At 46.9% G+C, this 20,874-nt stretch carries 17 protein-coding genes; 14 read left to right on the top strand and 3 right to left on the bottom strand.

Going from position 1 to position 20,874, the window contains the following annotated elements:
- The 7 genes from WBJ53_RS08910 (at window position 1) to WBJ53_RS08880 (ending at window position 8,005) form a co-directional block, all read left to right on the top strand.
- Entirely contained in the window at window positions 1-1,023 is a 1,023-nt protein-coding gene (locus WBJ53_RS08910) for a glycosyltransferase family 2 protein (protein WP_338875733.1), read from the top strand.
- Between the two features lie 18 nt (window positions 1,024-1,041).
- On the top strand, window positions 1,042-2,064 hold the full coding sequence (locus tag WBJ53_RS08905; RefSeq protein ID WP_338875732.1) for a hypothetical protein: 1,023 nt from the start codon (window positions 1,042-1,044) through the stop codon (window positions 2,062-2,064).
- Window positions 2,065-2,169: 105 nt separating this feature from the next.
- Window positions 2,170-3,273, top strand: a complete 1,104-nt coding sequence (locus WBJ53_RS08900) for a glycosyltransferase family 1 protein (protein WP_338875731.1) — start codon at window positions 2,170-2,172, stop codon at window positions 3,271-3,273.
- A 4-nt stretch (window positions 3,274-3,277) separates the two neighbouring features.
- The gene (locus WBJ53_RS08895) at window positions 3,278-4,174 is read left to right on the top strand and encodes a glycosyltransferase family 2 protein (RefSeq protein ID WP_338875730.1); all 897 of its coding nucleotides are present in this window, start codon (window positions 3,278-3,280) and stop codon (window positions 4,172-4,174) included.
- A 72-nt stretch (window positions 4,175-4,246) separates the two neighbouring features.
- Window positions 4,247-5,629: a hypothetical protein gene (locus WBJ53_RS08890; protein ID WP_338875729.1), complete on the top strand. Its 1,383-nt coding sequence runs from the start codon at window positions 4,247-4,249 to the stop codon at window positions 5,627-5,629.
- A complete protein-coding gene (locus tag WBJ53_RS08885) occupies window positions 5,629-6,795 on the top strand; it encodes a glycosyltransferase (RefSeq protein ID WP_338875728.1) in 1,167 nt (388 codons plus the stop codon). Before WBJ53_RS08890 ends, WBJ53_RS08885 begins: the two co-directional genes overlap by 1 nt.
- Window positions 6,796-6,817: 22 nt before the next feature.
- Window positions 6,818-8,005: a glycosyltransferase gene (locus WBJ53_RS08880; RefSeq protein WP_338875727.1), complete on the top strand. Its 1,188-nt coding sequence runs from the start codon at window positions 6,818-6,820 to the stop codon at window positions 8,003-8,005.
- Here the strand turns inward: WBJ53_RS08880 and WBJ53_RS08875 are convergent.
- The 3 genes from WBJ53_RS08875 to WBJ53_RS08865 all read right to left on the bottom strand — a co-directional run bounded on the left by WBJ53_RS08875 (window position 7,974) and on the right by WBJ53_RS08865 (window position 11,728).
- Window positions 7,974-8,828, bottom strand: coding sequence for a polysaccharide deacetylase family protein (locus tag WBJ53_RS08875; protein WP_338875726.1), 855 nt, complete (start codon window positions 8,826-8,828; stop codon window positions 7,974-7,976). The genes WBJ53_RS08880 and WBJ53_RS08875 overlap by 32 nt on opposite strands.
- An 83-nt stretch (window positions 8,829-8,911) precedes the next feature.
- The gene (locus WBJ53_RS08870) at window positions 8,912-9,676 is read right to left on the bottom strand and encodes a formyltransferase family protein (protein WP_338875725.1); all 765 of its coding nucleotides are present in this window, start codon (window positions 9,674-9,676) and stop codon (window positions 8,912-8,914) included.
- A 63-nt stretch (window positions 9,677-9,739) separates the two neighbouring features.
- The gene (locus tag WBJ53_RS08865) at window positions 9,740-11,728 is read right to left on the bottom strand and encodes a sialate O-acetylesterase (RefSeq protein WP_338875724.1); all 1,989 of its coding nucleotides are present in this window, start codon (window positions 11,726-11,728) and stop codon (window positions 9,740-9,742) included.
- A 134-nt stretch (window positions 11,729-11,862) separates the two neighbouring features.
- Here WBJ53_RS08865 and WBJ53_RS08860 point away from each other — a divergent pair, with 134 nt between their 5' ends.
- The 7 genes from WBJ53_RS08860 to WBJ53_RS08830 all read left to right on the top strand — a co-directional run bounded on the left by WBJ53_RS08860 (window position 11,863) and on the right by WBJ53_RS08830 (window position 20,859).
- Entirely contained in the window at window positions 11,863-12,780 is a 918-nt protein-coding gene (locus tag WBJ53_RS08860; protein ID WP_338875723.1) for a glycosyltransferase family 2 protein, read from the top strand.
- Window positions 12,746-13,339 (top strand): WcaF family extracellular polysaccharide biosynthesis acetyltransferase, encoded by a 594-nt coding sequence (locus WBJ53_RS08855; protein ID WP_338875722.1) that lies wholly within the window; start codon window positions 12,746-12,748, stop codon window positions 13,337-13,339. Before WBJ53_RS08860 ends, WBJ53_RS08855 begins: the two co-directional genes overlap by 35 nt.
- Window positions 13,336-14,115: a glycosyltransferase family 2 protein gene (locus WBJ53_RS08850; protein WP_338875721.1), complete on the top strand. Its 780-nt coding sequence runs from the start codon at window positions 13,336-13,338 to the stop codon at window positions 14,113-14,115. The genes WBJ53_RS08855 and WBJ53_RS08850 overlap by 4 nt, the downstream gene beginning before the upstream one ends.
- Before the next feature lie 177 nt (window positions 14,116-14,292).
- Window positions 14,293-15,501 (top strand): MraY family glycosyltransferase, encoded by a 1,209-nt coding sequence (locus WBJ53_RS08845; protein ID WP_338875720.1) that lies wholly within the window; start codon window positions 14,293-14,295, stop codon window positions 15,499-15,501.
- Between the two features lie 197 nt (window positions 15,502-15,698).
- Complete coding sequence (locus WBJ53_RS08840) at window positions 15,699-18,119, top strand: PAS domain S-box protein (RefSeq protein WP_338875719.1); 2,421 nt, start codon at window positions 15,699-15,701, stop codon at window positions 18,117-18,119.
- A 160-nt stretch (window positions 18,120-18,279) separates the two neighbouring features.
- Window positions 18,280-18,942 (top strand): arginine-tRNA-protein transferase, encoded by a 663-nt coding sequence (locus WBJ53_RS08835; RefSeq protein ID WP_338875718.1) that lies wholly within the window; start codon window positions 18,280-18,282, stop codon window positions 18,940-18,942.
- Window positions 18,943-19,812: 870 nt separating this feature from the next.
- On the top strand, window positions 19,813-20,859 hold the full coding sequence (locus WBJ53_RS08830; protein ID WP_338875717.1) for a hypothetical protein: 1,047 nt from the start codon (window positions 19,813-19,815) through the stop codon (window positions 20,857-20,859).
- The last annotated feature ends 15 nt before the right edge of the window (window positions 20,860-20,874 follow it).

Raw genomic sequence — 20,874 nt, 5'->3', positions numbered from 1 at the left:
ATGAATAGCTTACCCCGACCTACCGTATCGATTGCGCTATGCACCTATAACGGCGAGGCTTATTTACCTACCCAATGGCAAAGTTTGCTCGATCAGCAGCAATTGCCCGATGAGGTAGTTGTGTGTGATGACTGTTCGAAAGATAGTACCCTATTATTACTAAATCAATTTGCAGCCGAAGCGCCATTTCCTGTCAGGATACTAGCCAATCAGACCCAGATCGGATCGAACAAAAACTTCGAGCGTGTCTTATCTGAATGCACAGGCGATCTGATTTTTATCTGCGATCAGGACGACTACTGGTTCCCCAATAAAATCAGCACCATGACCGATTACATGGTCAATCATCCCGAACATCAGATTGCTTTCTGCGATGCGTGGGTAACTGATGAGCACTTGCAGGGGCGACAAAGTCGGTTCTGGACCTGGGTTCGGTTTGATAAAGCAGCCCAAACCCGATGGCGTAATGGCGAAACGATGGACATCATGCTCGATGGCAATCGAGTAATGGGCTGCGCTATGGTTATTCGACGAACATTTTTGAGTAAGGCCTTACCCATTCCCGATAAAATTCCGGGCTACATTTACGATGGCTGGATTGGCTTAGTGGCAGCCGCTTATAACGTTGTTCAGTTTGTTGATCAACCCTTACAGTTGTACCGAACCCACGTACAGCAACAGGTTGGCGTTCGGAGCGAAGCCCCTCAGGAAAAAATTCGACTGAAAGATCGATTCAGTCGCCATCGATCGTTAAAACTGGCTCCACTGCGCGAAAAACAGGCTCAGCTTGCCGCAATTAGCCATTTAATAACCGAACGCGTTCCCGACAATGCCCCCGGGCTCCCGCAGCTACGCCAGCGCTTGTTGCATTTTACCATGCGGAGTTGCCTGCCTCATGAACGGCTCCGACGCCTGAAACCTGTACTGGAAAGTTTTAGTCAGGGCGATTATAGCCGATATGCCGATGCATCTGCCAACTGGCTAGCCCCTTATCTGGCGGCTCTGGGTGATGTATTCGAATGATAAGATATTCTATTTACTGTGCTTACAACCATTTGTACAATCCGACAACTTCCCCAGGCACTGGCTCTGGGCGATAGTTTTGCTAAAAATGCATCAGAAACAGGTGGCAACCTCCGGCCATTTGTTATTGGCCTGGCCGATAACCCAGCCCATATACCTGCCAACTTCCAGTCACCCTATCCAATATGGCCCATTGGCGATATAATTGGAGCCCAGGAACTCCAGACATTATCGGCCAAATATACACCTACCGAGTTTATAGCCGCCTGTAAACCGGCCCTACTCCGTGAAATCTTTCGCCGGTTGCCCGACGTTGATGAACTCATCTACGCCGACCCAAATGTGCAATTCTTCGGATCGCTGGCCCCTGTCTGGCAACAATTACAATCGGCCAATATCCTCTTAACACCCCATATTACTCAGGCCCCGCCCGAAACAGTTAACAACGATCGGGCCTGGCCCGACGAAAAATTTTTCCAGAACATAGGGTTATACAGCGCTGATTTCCTTGCCTTTAAACGCTCAAACGAGACCGACCGCATGCTTGCCTGGTGGCAGGATCGTGTACAGGAACGGGCCGTTGTCGATTTCTGTGTGGGTTTGTGCACCGATCAGATCTGGCTAATGCACGTACCTGTTTTTTTCAACGGAGTAAAGGTTATAAAAGAACCGGGCTGGCACGTAGCCATCTGGAATCTGCCACAGCGTCCGTTATATCAGCAAGCCGGGCAGTGGATACTAAGAGCGGGTAAGCAACCCCTGCTATTTGCCAATTTCAAAGGATTGTATACCTGGAATGAAGGCTTTTTCCCTCATCAGAACCGACTTAATCTGAAAAAAAGATCCGAGCTTTCACTGCTCATGGCCAACTACCGAAACGCAGTGGCAAAATACCAGAAACCAGATTTCCAGAACACGGTTCCAGCATATGGCCAACAACCCGAACCAATTGTACTGCGCGGGTGGCGCAGGGCCTCGGTTCAGGTAATGCGGGCTGTCACGACGTTTGTCAATCAGGTACCACTGCCCGTTTTACGATAGAAACACGAATACAAGACGATCAGTATAATCTTGGCTTTATCGTATTAAGTTGTATTTTTGTAGCTGTATTTTCTCAAAAAAATACAAACTAGTAGATTTCTGTTCATGAATGTTCTGTACGACCATCAGTGTTTTACTGGCCTAACCTACGGTGGAGTATCCCGGTATTTTTTCGACTTGATGAGTTCGTTTTCCAGTCGTTCAGATATAGACTTCGAATTGTCCTTACGGCTATCCAATAACGAATATCTCAGTAAGGCATCATTCAGTAAGCATCTTCCCTATCGGCAACTGGCACATTCGCGGAATGTCAATCGGGCCGCGTCGCTTTTCAATCGTCTGTATAGTCAGCAACGAATAAAAGCCGGACAGTTCGATGTATTCCACCCAACCTATTACCATCGATATTTCCTGAAGTCGATTAATAAAAAACCGTTTGTTGTCACCTTTCATGATGCAACGAGCGAACGATATGGGAAAATTTATCCGGATGTTGGTGAAGGGCTCTACGAGGTTAAGAAACAACTTATGCACCGGGCCAATCGGATTATTTCGGTTTCAGAGTTTTCGAAACAGGAGATTGTTCGCTTCTTCCCCATCGACCCCGACAAGATCAGTGTCATACACCTCGGCACTACTTTTCAAAATAATGCACAACATGAAGTAGCCCCTTCGGCTGAGTTTCCGTATTTGCTCTATGTGGGCAAGCGCGGGCTTTATAAAAACTTTACTACCTTTTTCAGGGCTGTCAGGCCGGTTTTTAAACAGCACCCCAACTTACACCTGATCTGTGCAGGTGGAGGTTCCTTTACCGCCGATGAGCAGGCGCTGTTTCATTCGGCTCAGTTAGGTAGCCGGGTCCATTATCGGCCAATTACCGATGAAAGCCTGTTTGGGCTCTATCATCATGCAACGGCCTTTGTGTTCCCATCGCTCAACGAAGGTTTTGGCATACCAGTGCTTGAAGCCTTTAGTGCAAGTTGTCCGGTCATTTTGAGCAATCGGAGTTCATTGCCCGAAGTAGCAGCCGATGCCGCCGTTTATTTCGACCCGGAAGATGACGATTCCATTGCCAATGCCGTTGAACAGGTTCTGTCGAGCAATGCCCGACAACAGGAATTACGACAGAAAGGCACAGAGCGATTGACGCACTTTTCGTGTGAACAAACTGCCCGACAAACGCTGACTGTTTATCAATCACTCCTCTAGACACATGAATCAGCCTGGCCAATCGCTCCACCCATTCGTCACCAAAGCCTACCAACCCCGCACGGTAGCCACTGAAAAATCGTATCCAAAACTCACCGTCGTAACGCCTTCTTACAATCAGGTTCACTACCTGGAGCGCACGATTCTTAGCGTATTGAATCAGAACTACCCCAATCTGGAATATTTTATCATCGATGGCGGATCGGCCGATGGGAGTGTCGATCTGATAAAAAAATATGAGCCTTATCTTGCAGGCTGGGTAAGTGAGAAAGATCGCGGTCAGACGGATGCTATAAACAAAGGCTTTCGCATGGCAACCGGCGACTATGTTGCCTTTCAGAACTCGGATGACACGTTTGCGCCCGATGCCTTCAGTCGGGTTGCCGATGCCTGGCGCCTGGCACCCGATACCGACGTTTTTTTTGGCGACATGTACATAACCGACGAACAGGACGTTATTCTGGAAGAGCTTCGTGCCCCTGAATTCTGTGTCGAATGTCAGATTTATGAAGGCATGCAGGTATTTAACCAGTCGCTTTTTATCCGGCGGGAGCGTTTAAATGAGTTTGGTTTTCTGGACGAAAATTTGCGCTTTGTTATTGATTATGAAATTGTGGCCCGGCTGGGCGTTCAGCCCGGTATGCGGTTTCGGCATGTTGATGGGTTTTGGGGTGGATTTCGGGTTCAACCGAATGCTAAATCGTCAACAATCAGTACCGTTGGGCTTAGTGAGCATCAGGTTATTAAAGAAAAATATCGTCCGCAGCTACAAAGTTCACTGGGAGAAGCATTCTGGCAGCGTTATTGCCGTTTGCGTAAACTACTGACCTTTGTGCTTCAGGGCGAATTTGGCTACGTCCGGCATCGTTTACAGCTACGACAAGCCGCAAAGAAACAATAGTTTTCAGCGAACCGGTACCGTGTTTGTGCCTCGCAAAACCGATAAACTATCCATCTAAAACTGACATTGTTCATGAATGGGCTAATTCGTTTTCTGCAAACTATCGACTACATGCGCATGGTGGTTGGTATCTGTATTCTGGTAGACGGTTATCCATTGATTTTCTTTTTCCGGGATGCACTCAAACTGGCTCCAGGCAGTACGGCTTTTACGGCGGCTGCACTGGCGGGTGGCCTTGTTCTGATGGTGCCTTTTACCATTTTCAGGCGGTTGTATAGACCTAATCTTACCATTTTCTGGATGGGCATAGCTTTTTTACTGCTGTGTATTTTTTATATGTATGTCTATATGGGCGATCCGGGCTTTAAGGATTATGGAAAAGACATGATCTATTACACCTACATTTTCCTGTTCCTGTTCTTACTGATCAACATTCCTAACGATATTATCCGCGTATTTATCCCGGTTGTTATTCTCTTTACCCTGGTATCGAACCTGGGGCTGGTTTACTCGCTGATTACAAACCCGACCTGGGCCATTGGGCAGCGGGCAACTATTACATTAGGCGACAACGACGATGGGTCTGGTAATCCACACGCCTTTGCCCGAAATGCGTTTATGGGGCTTATCGCCTGCGCCATGTGGGTAATTCGTCCACAAACAAACCTCATGTTTCGGTTTTTGGCTCTTTTTTCGGGCGCACTCAATCTGGCCATTCTGGTACTGACCCAAACCCGCTCCGGCATTCTGGCTATGCTGATCGCAGTGGCCTTTTTCATGTTCTACAACGTGCGTCCGGCCCAGATTCGGCTCGCTGTTCGGGGTCTATTGAGCCCTATTTCGCTGGTTACGATTGGTTTAGGCATCGTTGGAATCATTATCTTCTTCCGAAGATACGACGATATATATTCCATTCTGTTCAGCTATGTATCGGCCTTCGTCGAACGCAACCTCGAAAATGTGTATGCTCTGTTAGGCTTAAAAGCCAAAGGGGCAGGCTATCAGGCCGCGCTGGATGCTTCGGCGGCCAACCGCTCCGTGAGCGCCACGTTCTTCTCGAATGTGCTGGTAGGCCACATCTACATGCTGGTTTTAGGCTTTGGGTATAAGTACCTTTATCTCGATATTCCCATTATGGAATCGCTAACCAACCAGGGGTTGCTGGGGTTTGTGCTCTTCGCGGGTATGAATGGAATAATTTTCTATAACGTCCTGAAAATCATGCGAACCAATCCTAATCCATTGAGCACGTTTCTAGCCTATTTCTATATGCTCATTCTGGTAACGCTGTTTACCAACGGGCGTCCATACGAAATAGCATTCTGGTTTCCGTTAGCACTTATGATACGGTTTGTGGGCGTTGAGCACCTGTTTCCGGCTTATTTATCCGATAAGCCTTCAGTCCCCGCTCCTACAGATCAGTTCATTGTCGTTCCAAATAATCAGGCTTCCTGATGCGCATCCTGATTGTTCATAATCTGTTGTGGGCACACTATAAATCAGCTGTTTTTCAGGCCTTGCAGCAACTCGTCGATCAGCAACCCAACGTTTCGATGCTAGTCCTGCAGATTGCCCGCAACGAACGTTCGCGGGCGGGCCTGGAAACTGAGGATAGCGAATCGACTCCAACTTATAGCTATAACTACAAGTTGCTCTTTGACCGGTATCTGGAAGAAGTTAGTCTTTTCGAGCGAATCCGTGCCCTTTATTTGCACGCCAAAGCCTACCGGCCCGATGTTATCAATCTCACCGGTTACTACGATCCGGCCCAGTTGCTATTGCTATTCTGGGCCAAAGTAAACGGCATCCGGGTAATTATGCAGAATGAAAGCACTGCCGCCGACCACGAACGAGGAGGCTGGAAAGAACGATTCAAACGCATAATCTTTAAGCAGTGCGATGGTTTTTTCTGCTTTGGCAGTCTGTCGGCCCGCTATGTGACCGAGTTTGGTGTAAGCCCAGACAAGGTTCTGCTCAAAAAAAATGCGGTCGACAATCCAACGCTTCAAACCGTTTACGAAAAAGCCATTCAACAACGTACCGATCAGCAACAACAATTAGGTTTACGGCCGCATAATTTTATTTTTGTCGGACGGCTTATTGAGTTCAAAAACCTTCCCGTTCTCATCACTGCCTTTGGCGAAGCCCTCAGCCAATCGCACAATGGCAATCAGTGGGGACTCGTTCTCCTCGGCGATGGGATTGAACATGATTCGCTGGTCGACCAGGTAACCTCTCTGGAACTGACCGACCCTGTCAAATTTTTGCCAGGGCGCCCCTGGTTTAAAGTGCCCGAGCTATTAGCTCTGAGCGATGTACTCGTCTTGCCAAGTCGTTCTGAACCCTGGGGGTTAGTTGTTAATGAAGCAATGGCTTGTGGCCTGCCCGTAATTGTCTCGAACCGCTGTGGTTGTGTGGCCGATCTGGTCCGCGATGGCCAGAATGGTTTCATTTTCGATCCAAACCATTCCATTCAACTAATCAAGCGACTCGTTGAGTTTATGGATAATAACGTTGATATGCGGCAGATGAGTACCGCAGCCAAACAGCTAATTGCTCCTTATTCGCCCGGAGCCGTTGCCCGAGAAATGCTACAGGGATTTAGTAAAATCACAACATAATCGTTTATTTCGCAGCACCTCTATGCGAATACTAAATATTTGTGCTTATACCTGGGAGGCTGGTGGTCCTCCCAAGATCATCTTCGATCATACGCAGGTAGCGCTTCGTTATGGGCATCAGGTCGATATTCTGAGCCCCTATTCTGAAGGCGAAAAACCATATCCTGTTCCTGAGGGCGCCCGGCTTATTCTTTGCCGTAGAACACCCATCATCAGCCGTTTTTTCCGTGAGGTTTCAGGCGAATTATACCAGTACCTGAAAAAGTATATTCATGAATATGACGTTATTCACTGTCATGGTTTGTGGCATTTCGGAACGCTGGCTCCTTTTATGGTCGATAATAGTATCGCCAAAGTAATTACTATTCATGGCGTGCTCGACCGCTGGGTATATGCCCATAACAACCTGAAAAAGCAGTTGATGGACAATCTGGCCCAAAAACGGTATTTGCGCCGTGCCGACCTGGTTCAGATCAATAATACCGACGAACGCGAAGACATCGCCCGTTATTTGGGCTCACCTCATCCGAATGTTGTTATTATTCCTAACGGCATCAAACTGAGCGATTTCACTCACCTGCCCGCTAAAGGTACGTTTCGTCGAAAATTCAACGTGCCCAACTCCCGAAAAATGGTTCTGTTTATGAGCCGACTTAATATAAAGAAAGGCCTTGGCCTGCTCCTGCCCGCATTTAAAGCGTATCAGCAGAAGCATGCAGATGCCATACTGATTGTTGCTGGCGGTAACGACGGCTACGAAGCCGAGGCCCGCCAGTTTATCGACGACAACAAACTCAGCGACTCGATTCGGCTGGTCGGTATGCTAACCGGCGACGATAAGAAAGCCGCATTGGCCGACGCCGACCTCTTTACCTTACCATCTTACTCTGAAGGTTTCTCGATGGCCGTACTGGAAGCAATGGCATCAGGGGCGCCAACACTCGTATCAGACCGGGTTGGATTTGGCGAAACTATTCGTCAGCATCAGGCAGCCGGTCTGGTCAATGAGCTAACTCCAGAAGGGGTTCTGAAAGGACTGGAAACCATGCTGGGCGACAACGACCTGCGCCAACAGGTTGCCCAAAATGCAACAGCTCTCCTGAAAGCTCAATATGACATCGACATTGTAGCCAAACGCTTACTGGACGAATACGAAAAGATCGTGCATTCGAAAAAGGCTAAATTGTCACCTCTTTCGGCGCTATCTTAGCCCAGTCGACCTGCCGGTCGGCTTCGGCCAGATCGACAAACGGGAACTCGATCAACAGTTGCCGGAGTTTGGGTAAACAGTTTTTCAATCCATAATAGGATTTGAATCGGCGGGCCCGGCTTAGTCCTGGAATCATAGGCTGCCCGGCGTCAAAATCGCGGGGATGAAAGTAGGTCATTACGTAGTTGGAGCGGCTCATCAGCCCCCGAATTGCCCGATAGGGCAGCAATCTGAAATAGCCCCCGCCCGAAAAAATCAGATCCTGACCCAATACGGCGGCCGTGTTGATCGGAAACTCTTTCAGTAAAGTACCTTCTACATTCAGGAAACCGGGTTCAAACATTCCCAGGGATGCATCGCCACCGTGCGCCCGACGGGCCGAAAAAACGGAACAGTCAATTTCGATTCCCTGCTCGATCAGGATCGGGAAAACCCAGCGATTATATTCCTTAATTGAAAAACCCGGTGCCCGGTACGATCGTACTTTCTTACCCGTAATATCCTGCAAGTGCTTGATCGACCGTTCCAGGTCGGCCTGAAACTCGGCGGGAGTTTGCTCATAGGCCAACTGATGCGCATACGAATGCGTAGCAATTTCGTAGCCTGCCGCATCAATTCGCCGGATAATTTCCGGATGTTTATCGGCTACCCAACCCAGGCAAAAAAAGGTTGCCCGACTTTTGGTATCGTCCAGAAGCTCGAAGATTCGGTCCATATTCTCATAAATCCGCGTTTCGTACCGACCCCATTCAGCCTCCGTACGAGTCGACGCATTGTCCAGAATATGAAACCACTCTTCAATATCAAACGTCAGAATATTCATAGATAAATGGAGAGTTGGGAATAAGTCATTAGCCATTTGTCTATAAACTAATGACCAATGGCTAATGACTTATTCCCAATCTGTTAATAAAACCGTTTACCCGCAGCCAGAAAGGCTTTCACATCGTCGCGGGTTGGAAAGGTGAAATAGGTCATCTGAGCCGCGTCGTTTTCGATCAGCTCATACTTGCCCGAATGGATCTTTTCGATCGATTCCAGAATGGCATCCATGCCCATCTTCTTGGTCACATCGATCAGTTCGGCCTGACTTCTGTCGCCGATTTCCAGTTTGTTCTGAACCAGAATTGGGCCACTGTCGATGCCTTCATCGACAAAGAAAACCGAAACGCCGGTATGCGTTTCGCCGTTTTTCAAGACCCAAAACGAAGGCATCAGCCCTCTGTATTTTGGCAGAAGCGCCGTGTGCAGGTTAATACAGCCATGCGTGGCTACATCCAGCAACTTGCGCTTAAAAATCTGATTACCCGCAATCGACACAAGCAGATCGGGTTTATAGGCCCGAATTTTTTCGAGATTTTCGTCTTTATTGATGGCTCCTTCAATTTCGATAAGCGGAATTCCCCGATCGGCCAGTGTTTTTCTGACGTTATTGCGGCTATCCAGCTTGGAGAGTACAAACTTAAAGCCATACCGAATAAAAAAAGGAAGCCCAAAAATGTCGTAGGTCTTCTTCATTTTCTCACTGAAGCTCTCGCGCTTGCCAAACGGCGATACGTCGAAAACAACAGTGGCAACAACTTCAGCGTAGGGAGGTAATTTTTTTAACAGGTAGTCGATATTTCGGGCAAGATAGAATGGATCGTCCTGCGTCAGAATCACTAGGCGCATATATCTTCAAAGGGATTTTAGCTACAAAACTAAACAATCTGTGCTAATGCCGAGGCTCATCGCTCACTGAACAACAATCTTATGGTGTAAAACCTTTCCATCGGTAGTTTCAACCTCGGCAATATACAGGCCTTCGGCTACGTCATTCAGTCCGATCAGTAGCTCATTCTGCACTTTCCCCTGCCAGTTTTTTATGGTCTTACCCAATACATCACGAACCACTATCGACTTAATAGCCAATTGATCTACCTCGATATGCAGTACCCGATCGGCTGAAAGAGGATTCGGATAAAGTTTTATGGGCAATTCGGTATTCGCTATTCCCAGAACCAACGGTTTCGACATAACCACATTGCTATAGACCGACTCTGATGTGCTGCTATAAGCCCGTAATCGGTAGTAATAGCTTCCAAACGGATCGGGCACGTTGGTATCATTGAAGGTTGCAACTGTACCTGACACTCTCGCAATGGTTTTAAATGCCGTCTGCGACCCATCGCTGCGTTCCAGAATCTGCGTTTGGGCCGTTGCCGGAGCAGTCCAGGTCAGTTGAATCTGTTTTTCAGAAATGGGCTTAGCGGCAAGCGTCGTTACGGTCGGAATGGCATCGGCAATGGCTACACTATCGAAGCTGAAAGCGCGCATACCGAGCGTGTTTCGCAACGTTGGCCCGTTATAGAACGACGATAAGGCATCAGAAAAGTAAGCAGGCAGATAACGCAGAAATTTAGCTGCCGAGGGTTGTTTCAACCCCAGTATTACCCGATTGCCATTTGTAGTTCCACCCGACAGAAGCCCGGCCTGTTTATCGAGGTAGAAATAATCTTTTAGTTCACGGCTTCCTATTTTTTCACCAGTCGCGAAGTTATAGTAAGCGGTATCTTTCCAGGCCATTTGCATATCGCTGTCAAATACCAGCGTAATGGAGTCTTTAGGGATATTGTAGAACACTTTTTTCACATCGGGCGAGTTGATCTGCAAGGTATCCGTCGACCCATAAAAATCGCGGGCAATCTGCCGAAACTGTTCATAAGCGATCTGCTGATGGCCCAGCGGATCATAGTGAATACCGTCGTATCCACGGGCTCCAATGGTGGCAATTGACTCCACGTTGTCGAAGAGGTATTTTGTCCGGCGCTGAAAATCGCGCAAAGCAGCGGCCCCTTCTTCCTTATCGGCCAGAATATTGATCTGGCCAACATAAATACGGGCATTGCCGTAGTCTTCGCGTAGCTGGTCGTAGAGAACTTTAAACTTCTCGCCATACCCATCGGGCCCGTTTCCGGCTTCGTCTTCGCCCTGTTTCCAAATGATCGCCTTTACGTGTTTATCGACTCCTGCCCACTGAGCCCGGTATAATAATCGGCCATAAAACGTATCCAGATCGGCATGATTGGCAGGGTTTCGGACGGTCAGAGCCGCAATGCCTGTACCGCCATAAGCTCCGTTCAGCACCAGAGTTGGTATGCCATACTGCTCCAGAATAAAGCGTTGCAGGGTCAGCCCGAATCCGCCGATGCTTCCATACGGATCTTTGGCCGCATACCAGCTCATGGCATCCGGAATACTAGGCGCACCATAAGGGTACGAACAGTTGCGCAAGTACGTATCGTCGAAATTAAACGAATAATACTGATCCAGCCCAGCCAGCGCCAGCGCATTCGACTGCCCATGAATGATATATACATCGCCACAGACAATACGCTTTCGCCCGGCAACCAGGGCCGAGTCGGTATTGTTATACAGAAAGACGTTAAAGTCGTACTGTGCTTTTTCGGCCTTAATCGTACTTGAAAACTGAAAAGGTGTGTTGGCAACCGAAGGTGATAAGGTCTGACTCGTAAAGCTGGTTACTTGTCCTTCTCGAAGTACCTGCAGGGCAATTTTAGTGTAGCCGGTACCAACAACCGTTCCGCTAACCCATACCGTTGCCTGATTGTTAGCGTCTCGGGGATAAAGCTGTAAATCGCGGGGCAGTTGCGTAAAATTAACCTGAGCGGAAGCCGAAAAATAGCATAAAAACAATACAAGGGAGGTGTAGAGTGACTTCATTGACTTTTTCTTGGCTAAAAAAAGTGATAATATTGCAGCATTAACCAGTATAAAGTGGTCTTGTAAAAATAATTGCTTCTAGATATTAAATATAATCTACAGCTATACTATTTTAATAGATCTACTACTTGGGCATGGCCGACGTATCTGTCATTATTCTAACACACAACGAGGAAAAACACATTGCCCGGTGTTTGCAAAGCCTGCACCCGTTTACGGATAAGGTTTTTATAGTTGATTCATTTTCAACGGATCGCACTGTTGAAATTGCCCGTTCGCTAGGTGCTGTCGTCGTACAAAACCCCTGGATCAATTATGCGATCCAGTTTAACTACGGAATCGCCAATACGCCTTTCCAGACCACTTGGCTGATGCGCATGGACGCCGATGAATATGTTCTGCCCGAATTAGCGGCTGAAATCAACCAGAAACTGTCGACCATAAGCGCAGACGTATCGGGCATATACGTTAAGCGGAGGGTGATGTTTTTCGATCAGTGGATTCGGCATGGCGCTTACTATCCGATCTGGCTGCTTCGGCTATGGCGACGCGAGCAAGGCATCTGCGAAGAAACCTGGATGGATGAGCATATTAAGCTATCAACGGGACAAACCATTCAGTTTCAGCACGATCTGGTCGACCACAATCTCAATAACTTAACGTGGTGGACACAAAAACATAATAATTACGCTATTCGCGAAGTCATTGATTTGCTGAATATTAAGTATAACTTCGACGAGACACAACGCGTTGAACCAAAGTTGTTAGGCACCCAGGAACAACGAACCCGGTACCTAAAAATACAATATGCGTCGTTGCCGTTATTTGTTCGGCCATTTTTGTATTTTTTCTATCGGTACTTTATTCGACTAGGAATTTTAGATGGGCAGAAAGGATTGATGTGGCACTTCTTACAGGGCCTGTGGTACCGTTTTCTGGTAGATGCCAAGATGTTTGAAGTGTATTATCATGCCGGACGCGACAAGCAGGCAATTATCCAATTTTTCCGAACGCACTATGGCAAAGACCTCAGCCCAGGCAATCGGTCCTGAACAAATAGAGAGAAAAACTGATTTATCAGTATATGACATTAGTTGGTATAAACCGGGCCCTCGCTGGAAAATTATAGTCTGGTTTATGGTAAACGCCGTTCTGATAAATTCTTACCTCCCCCTCCCCATGGTTTTTAAGCGCTTCATTCTGAAGCTATTTGGTGCAAAGATGGGAAAGGGCGTTGTGATTAAGCCCGGCGTCAACATCAAATATCCCTGGTTCCTGGAGCTAGGCAACTACGTCTGGATTGGCGAAAAAGTATGGATCGATAACCTGAGCCAGGTCGTTATTGGCGATCATTCCTGCCTATCGCAGGGAGCTATGATTCTGACTGGCAATCATGACTACCGCCGGTCGACGTTCGATCTGACAACCCGGCCTATCACGCTTGACGATGGCGTCTGGATTGGTGCCAAAGCCATTGTCTGCGCAGGCGTTCGCTGTCATTCACATGCCGTACTGTCGGTCAACTCGGTTGCCACGCGCGACCTGGAGGAGTACGGAATCTATCAGGGCAATCCGGCCATTTTGGTCCGCAAACGAATTATCAGGGCGTGAACGTATCGATCATTACAGTGGTGTTCAATGGAGCGGAGCACATCCGGGATTGCATCGATTCAGTACTGAATCAAACTTATCCGAACATTGAATACATTATTATTGACGGAAAATCGACCGATGGCACCGTAGACATTGTTCGCTCATATGGTACAAAAATTGCTCAATTTGTATCGGAGCCCGATAAAGGTCTATACGACGCCATGAATAAAGGAATTGGCATGGCCACGGGCGATGTAATTGGGTTGCTCAATGCCGACGATTTTTACCGGCATAACCGGGTCATTGCAAACATGGTCGCCACCTTCGAACGAACCGGTAGCGATGCTGTTTATGGCGATATGCTCTACGTAGACCGCACCAATACCCAGAAGCTGAAACGCTACTGGCGTTCGGGATGGTATCATGAACGGGCCTTTTTGTGGGGTTGGATGCCCGGCCATTTATCGTTTTTTGCCCGGCGCTGGCTCTACGAAAAATATGGTACGTTCCGGCTCGACATGAAAAGTGCAGCAGACTACGAACTGTTGCTTCGATTCATTCACAAAAATAAGGCCAAACTCGCTTACATGGATGAAGTTACTATTGTGATGCGGGCTGGAGGAATCAGTAATAGCAGTTTAAAAAACAGGCTTAGAGCCAACAAAGAAGATCGGCTGGCCTGGGAAATGAACGGATTGAAACCTTATTTTTTCACACTGTGGCTTAAACCCCTTCGTAAATTACAGCAATATGTTACCAAACCACCCGCACAACCGAACCAGAACGGTAAGTAATCAGAGAACCGTTCAATCAAATTATTCTTGTGTTCTTAGCTAAAGAATTGATTTTTATGGTAAATCTGAATTAATCTGCATTTTCACTGTCCACATATTTTTAGTTAAATGGGCTTGTCTGGTAACTGTTTTGGTAACGAATCCAACCGGTGAGCTACTCACCCAACTTGAAGCCTTATGAATCTTGATCTATTATTTGCATATCTACAAAATAAACTAAACGACGATCTGTTCGCGCTGGGGCTGTACCAATCAGTTCTGGCATTTCTGGTTGCCTGTTTTGTTTCTGTAGTGTCGATTCCTGTCGTCATCAAAATTTCTGAATTAAAATCATTGATGGAGAAACCCGGCGACCGTCGGTCTCACTCCACGCCTACTCCAACCTTCGGCGGGATTGCCATCTTCGCAGCTATTTTAATTGCCTATTTTCTGTGGCCCAGTATCGACCAGACCGATGTATACAGAACTGATCTGTCGGTGGCCGGAATGACGATCCTGTTTTTCATCGGCATCAAAGACGATCTGGTTGGTATAGATCCCAACAAAAAAATTCTGTTTCAGGTACTGGCTGCTATGATTCTGATCTTTTTCGGTGATCTGCGGGTCGATTATCTATACGGAATTATGGGGCTCCACCATATCGATGAAGTAATCAGTATCCTGCTGACCTGTTTCATTTTTATTGCCCTGACCAATGCCATTAATCTGATCGACGGTATTGATGGCCTTGCCGGCGGCATTGCCACCATTGCCAGCGGCACGTTTGGAGCCTGGTTTCTGCTAACCAATCATTTTACGATGGCGTGTCTGGCATTCACGCTGGCAGGTGCGCTGCTTGGTTTTCTTCGGTTCAATTTTTCGAAAACCAGCAAGATATTTATGGGTAATACCGGCTCGCTAATCATTGGTTTCATGCTTGCGTTCTTTGCCGTACGTTTTGTGAGCCTGAATGCCTCCTACCGCTTTGAGCCAACTGCTTTCTTTAACGCTCCTATTATTGCTATCGTGATCCTGATTGTGCCTATTTTCGACACATTACGTGTGTTTCTGGTACGTATTCTGGCGCGTCGGTCCCCCTTTTCGGCCGACCGGAATCATATGCATCACATTTTACTCGATAATGGGCTTACGCACGCTCAGGCAACAGCCGTTTTGTGTGGCACATCGCTGCTAAACACAATCCTGTTCTTCCTCCTGCACCGCAACATTACCAATACGCAATCGCTGCTTATTCTGGGCGGTTTGTTCGGATTATATATGGTCACGAGTTTTATGCTGAAAATGCGGGCTATGTATATCTCTACGCACCCCCGTCGCCGGAGAGCGGTGCTGCGTCGCGAATTGCAGAATGGCATCATTGGAAAACGAATTGTAGACTATTTATAAGCGCCCCTGCTTATAGAAAAAGCCCAGACTGCCTAGTCTGGGCTTTTTCTGTTTTAGCTGATCACTACAATTATGTTGCGCACGAACTGTAGCGAAAGTTAAAAAACAGGACATTGTCACTAAAAAAGTCACATAAACTACTTACGACATAAACAGATTGGTCTATTTTTGTACGAAGGCGGTATAACTTTATACAAATGGCGGGCAGTACAAAAAGCGTTGAAGAGGAGTTACTTGCAGTAAAAGCTGAACTCCAGCGGATTAAACAACAAACCAGTCAGGCGCTTCAGGCTGTAGGTATTGGCTTATGGACAATGTTTCCGCATCAAAACCGGATTCTTTGGGATGAACAATGTCAGCGAATATATGCATGGTCAGAAGCGTCGATTCGTCTGGACGAATTTCTGGCCCGTATTCATCCTCAGGATTTGCCTCACTTACGGTATGCGATGAGCAATCCCCCTAGTCGTCATACCGGAAAACCAACCGTTATCGACTATCGAATCAGCAGCCCATCCGATGAAACCATACGATGGATTCGTATTACCGGGCGGGCTACCATTTCACAATCAGAAGAAAGTTTTTACTTTTCAGGAACGGCTCAGGACGTTACCGACGAAAAAAACAAGGAAGCCACGCTAAAAACCGTTGAACAACAGTTTCAGACGGCCTTTACCAATGCAGCGGTTGGGGTAGTTATTCTGGATACTCAAAGCAACGTAAAACTAATCAATACCGCGTTTGCCGAGTTCGTAGGTTATTCGCAGGAGGAGTTGTTCGATAAACACTTCAGAACCATTAGCCACCCCGACGATATTGACGAGAATGTAGGGCTGGTGAACCAACTACTCCGGGGCGAATCAACTTCGTATGTGTTCAACAAACGTTACCTCCGCAAAGATGGCTCAATTGTATGGGGGCAGGTTAGCTCGGCACTTGTGCGCGATCAGGATGGAAACCCCGATAGTTTCATCAGCATTGTTCAGGACGTAACAGCTCAGGTGAAAGCCCAGGCCGATCAGAAGCAACTCCTCGCCCTATTACGAGCGAGTGAAGAACGGCTGCGGGAAGCAATTGAACTGGCCGAACTCGGGACCTTCGAAATCAACCTCTCTGACAAAGCCCTGCTGCTCTCCGAACGCGCCAAAGAATGGCTGGGCTTTTCGGCTCAGGAACCTATTGATCTTCAGCAATTGGTTGATCTGGTCCAAAATCGGGACGAAGTAAAGCAGGCCCTGGAGCGGGTGGTTTCAACTACCATCAACACAACCCTGATTCTGGAGTGCCGGATTCAACATCGCCAGACGGGCCAGGAGCGACTCTACCAGACCCTTTCGCGGATAGTTCGCGATAATACCGATCGAAAGAAATTGCTCCTCCGAGGCATTGCCAGAGATATTACGGCCCAGCGCGAGTATGCGCAGGAACTGGAACAGCAGGTGCAGGTCCGAACGCTGGCGTTGCAGAAAGCCAATGCACGAATTGAACAACAGGCTGACCAGCTCCGTTTTGTTACCGACAATGCGCTAACAGCTATTGCCCTCTATTCAATCGTTCGCGATCCAGACACCGGCTCAGTTGTTGATCTGCGCTATGAACTGATTAATCGAATGGCTCAGCAAATGACAGGTCGACAGGCCCATGAACTACTGGGCCGAACCACGCTGGAGGTATTTCCGGGCATGGTTAACAATAAGGTCTGGGACCAATACCTGAAACTGGCCGAAACGGGCATGCCCCTCCGCTATCATAACCATTATACCCAGGATGGATACGATATCTGGTACGAAGTACAGGGCGTTCGTCAGAACGAGTTTCTGGTCATGTCGTTCCTCGACATTACCGAACTAAAGCAAACACAGTTCAAGCTGGAATCACTCAATAAAGATTTACGGGAAGCCAATCATAACCTACAGCAGTTTGCCTTTATTGCGTCGCACGACTTACAGGAACCACTCCGGAAGATACAGTCGTTTGGAACACTATTGCAGGAACAGTATGCCGATCAGCTAGAACAGGGGGCCGACCTCATTCACCGAATGCAACTAGCGGCCGAACGAATGTCGACGCTGATTAAAGATTTGCTTGCCTTTTCCCGAATCACGACGCACCAGCAGCTAACAGTCAATGTACCGTTGAAGCGGGTTATCGATCAGGTTATCGACAATCTGGAGATTGCTATCAGCGAAGCCCAGGCTACAATTACCATCGATTCGCTGCCAACCGTAAAAGGAGACGAATCGCAGTTCAGGCAACTTTTTCAGAATCTGTTATCCAATGCCTTAAAGTTTCGTCGCCCAAACATATCAACTCAAATTCATATTCATACGCAACAACTTACCTTTGCCGAATTACCACCTGGTTTAAGCGCTGCTTCGCAAGCGAACAGTTATTATCTGGTGAGCATAAAAGATAATGGCATTGGATTTGATGAAAAATACCTGGACCGAATTTTCCAGGTATTTCAACGACTGCATAGTAGAAATCAATACGTAGGTACAGGAATTGGGCTTGCCATTGTTCAGAAAATTGTCACTAACCATAGTGGCATTATTACGGCCACCAGCAAACCCAATGAAGGCAGTACGTTTCAGATCTACCTGCCTGCCGATGTCTGATTCTGGCTCCTATTTTGGTTACGGGTCCCCTGCAACGTTCAATTCTATTCTACCGTAGTCTCTAGCGGCAGGGTACTAAATTGATGTTATCAACTGAACCAGTTTCAAAAATTTGTGTTTAAATTAAGCCAGATCAGTACAGTAAAATCTACCTACCCGAATGAAACGAAGCGAACTGGATATATGCCTAAGCAAAGGATATTTTCGAATGCAGCAGTACATTTTTACGTGTCAGTTTGTCGCATTTGATAATATCCTTTACTCGGTGCACTGGCTCCGTATCGTGTTAGGCAATGTTTCATACGGAAAAAGTCAGCTTCGGTTGCTCAAACAGAATGATCCATTTTCGGTAACTATAAAGCCTTTCCGACTGACGGACGAAATAGAGGCTCTTTATACGCTCTACAGAAACGCCATTAACTTCGATGCCCCTGGTTCTGTAGAATCTTGTCTGTTCGATGGGGCTACTTACAATGTTTTCGATACATACGTTGTTGAAGTTCGGGATGGGGCTCTGCTCATTGCGGCCGGAATTTTCGACAACGGCACCCATAGTATTGCAGGCATTATGAATTTCTACCATCCAGCCTACCGTAAATATAGTTTGGGTAAATTCCTGATGTTGCAGAAAATCAATCATGCCCGCCATCAGCAAAAGATCTATTATTACCCTGGCTACCTGGTTCACAATTATCCCAAATTCGACTACAAGCTATTCCCCTGCGAAGCCGCTACCGAAGTCTACGACGCTCATTCGGGCATCTGGCTACCGTTTTTATGGGAAACCGTAAATGCTCAATCTGCCGAGCTGATGAACCAATAACCCCAAAAACCTATGGTTTTAATCATTTCAATATCGTACCTGGCATCGACTTTATCGGATAGTATTTTCCCTGCATAATAAATATCCTTCTTTTACCTTTTTTCGGCTCAGTGCCTATACGGGCTAAAACAGGCTGCAATCTGGTTAAAAACCAATTAATCTGATAGTATAGTAGTTCTTCTTTAGGATATTTGAATCCCTAATTAAGGGTTTAGAAATAACCGGGTCCCCGGCGGCTGCTTAGTTGTCGGGGCTTTTTCTGGGCTTCTTTCCTATAACCGACTTTAGTAGCTCTCTCCTTTGTCGACGAATGATTCCAATCAGGTTAATTTTACCATTTATTCCAATCAAAATTATCTTTATTAGTTACTTATACCCAACGTTTCTACCTATTTCGGATACCGAATAATTAATTAACATAAAATCATTTACATATACAAAATCTTAATAAGTAGCTTCGTGCGTACTACCTAATTGAACGATGAATCCTCTTTTCACTCGCGCTGCTGGCTTTCTGCTGGCAGTTATCCTATTGATCGTCCTTTATCGAAAAGTTAGCTTTCGCAAACGTTGTCCGGCCTGTGGCTATTCGGAACCAAATCGTAGGCCCCGGAAGGGTATCACCAAGCGCCTTCCTGTTAAAGCGTATATATGTGTACGTTGCCGAAATCACTTTTACAAAGTTGAACTCTTTGAAGAAGACCCGCATGAGTATGAAGTAGCTTGAGCTCCTTTCCAACTGGTTTTGGTAGCCAAATGAAGCTACCAAAACCAGTTAGGGAAAGTAAAGGGATGGTTACTGGCAGTAACTAACAATTGTCTTATGCCGACATTTTAAATACGTTTGTATAGTTCTATCCCTTCTTAACTATGCGTTATTTGATCCTTGTGTCTCTACTTACTCTGGTGTGGCTTTTCAACTCATGTAACCTTATCCATCCTGGGCAAAAAGATGGAAAGTTTCAGAAAGAGCCCATAAATCTAACGGACTTCAACTCCGAGTACGACGATTATAATTCAACTCTTCCTTCCAATAAGTACGGGTATGGGCCGCTCATTTTTTCATCGAAACGCGCCGTAAAGGATCGTTTTAATCTGGTTTGTATGCCGTTCAATCTCACGTATGACGACAAAACGGATAAACTGTCGGCCAATACGTCCGTTTTTAGCGGAAGTGATGTACTGGAAAGCATCCGCACGCTGAAGAATGAGCTACAGTTTATTAATGGCGCTTATAACGTTCTTGGCCCGCTTGCTCTCCCCTTCAATACTCCTCAGCTCGAAGACAATACCGGACATAATGGTCAATTCCTGACACTTTTTGCCGATGATCAGGCGGGCAATCTGAACATTCGTTTTGGCTACAACGCCGTAGGCAACAGGTGGGCGTTTGTGGGTCCAATGGATGTTTCGTTCCTGAACAGCTCTGCCGACGATGCCTATCCCACTTTTTATTCCAACTCGCCAAACGGTGAGTATTATACGACACGATATAGCGAAATATATTTTACCTCAAACCGGGATGGTAATTTCGACATCTACCGGGCCATTATTCCTACCAACAAGTCGCTTCTGGACGTTTTGGGATCGGGCGAGAAATTTCCTATTGAAAAGGTCGAAAGTCTTTCCAGTCCATACGACGACAAATGCCCCTTTATCATAGATAACAAAATGGTGTTTACCTCGAACCGCCCCGGTGGACAGGGTGGCTACGACCTATATAGTTCACGAAACATCAACGGTGCCTGGTCGGCTCCCGAAAACCTGGGTTCCCGGATCAATTCATCGTCCGATGACTATCGCCCAATAATTCCTCGCGACCTAAGAACTGCTTTCAATTACGACCTATTGATTTTTTCGTCGAACCGGCCCGGTGGACTAGGCGGCTTTGATCTCTACATGGTTGGTCTGGAATGATGCCGAAGTCTTTTT

Source organism: Spirosoma sp. SC4-14 (genome assembly GCF_037201965.1).
GTDB lineage: Bacteria > Bacteroidota > Bacteroidia > Cytophagales > Spirosomataceae > Spirosoma.
Note: the sequence above shows the minus strand (reverse complement) of the source record. Positions and strands in the feature narration are given on the sequence as shown.

Coding starts and splice junctions, on each gene's coding strand:
- WBJ53_RS08910 (WP_338875733.1), top strand. CDS start 1: ATGAATAGCTTACCCCGACCTACCGTATCGATTGCGCTATGCACCTAT.
- WBJ53_RS08900 (WP_338875731.1), top strand. CDS start 2,170: ATGAATGTTCTGTACGACCATCAGTGTTTTACTGGCCTAACCTACGGT.
- WBJ53_RS08895 (WP_338875730.1), top strand. CDS start 3,278: ATGAATCAGCCTGGCCAATCGCTCCACCCATTCGTCACCAAAGCCTAC.
- WBJ53_RS08890 (WP_338875729.1), top strand. CDS start 4,247: ATGAATGGGCTAATTCGTTTTCTGCAAACTATCGACTACATGCGCATG.
- WBJ53_RS08885 (WP_338875728.1), top strand. CDS start 5,629: ATGCGCATCCTGATTGTTCATAATCTGTTGTGGGCACACTATAAATCA.
- WBJ53_RS08880 (WP_338875727.1), top strand. CDS start 6,818: ATGCGAATACTAAATATTTGTGCTTATACCTGGGAGGCTGGTGGTCCT.
- WBJ53_RS08875 (WP_338875726.1), bottom strand. CDS start 8,828: ATGAATATTCTGACGTTTGATATTGAAGAGTGGTTTCATATTCTGGAC.
- WBJ53_RS08870 (WP_338875725.1), bottom strand. CDS start 9,676: ATGCGCCTAGTGATTCTGACGCAGGACGATCCATTCTATCTTGCCCGA.
- WBJ53_RS08865 (WP_338875724.1), bottom strand. CDS start 11,728: ATGAAGTCACTCTACACCTCCCTTGTATTGTTTTTATGCTATTTTTCG.
- WBJ53_RS08860 (WP_338875723.1), top strand. CDS start 11,863: ATGGCCGACGTATCTGTCATTATTCTAACACACAACGAGGAAAAACAC.
- WBJ53_RS08855 (WP_338875722.1), top strand. CDS start 12,746: ATGGCAAAGACCTCAGCCCAGGCAATCGGTCCTGAACAAATAGAGAGA.
- WBJ53_RS08845 (WP_338875720.1), top strand. CDS start 14,293: ATGAATCTTGATCTATTATTTGCATATCTACAAAATAAACTAAACGAC.
- WBJ53_RS08840 (WP_338875719.1), top strand. CDS start 15,699: ATGGCGGGCAGTACAAAAAGCGTTGAAGAGGAGTTACTTGCAGTAAAA.
- WBJ53_RS08835 (WP_338875718.1), top strand. CDS start 18,280: ATGAAACGAAGCGAACTGGATATATGCCTAAGCAAAGGATATTTTCGA.
- WBJ53_RS08830 (WP_338875717.1), top strand. CDS start 19,813: ATGCGTTATTTGATCCTTGTGTCTCTACTTACTCTGGTGTGGCTTTTC.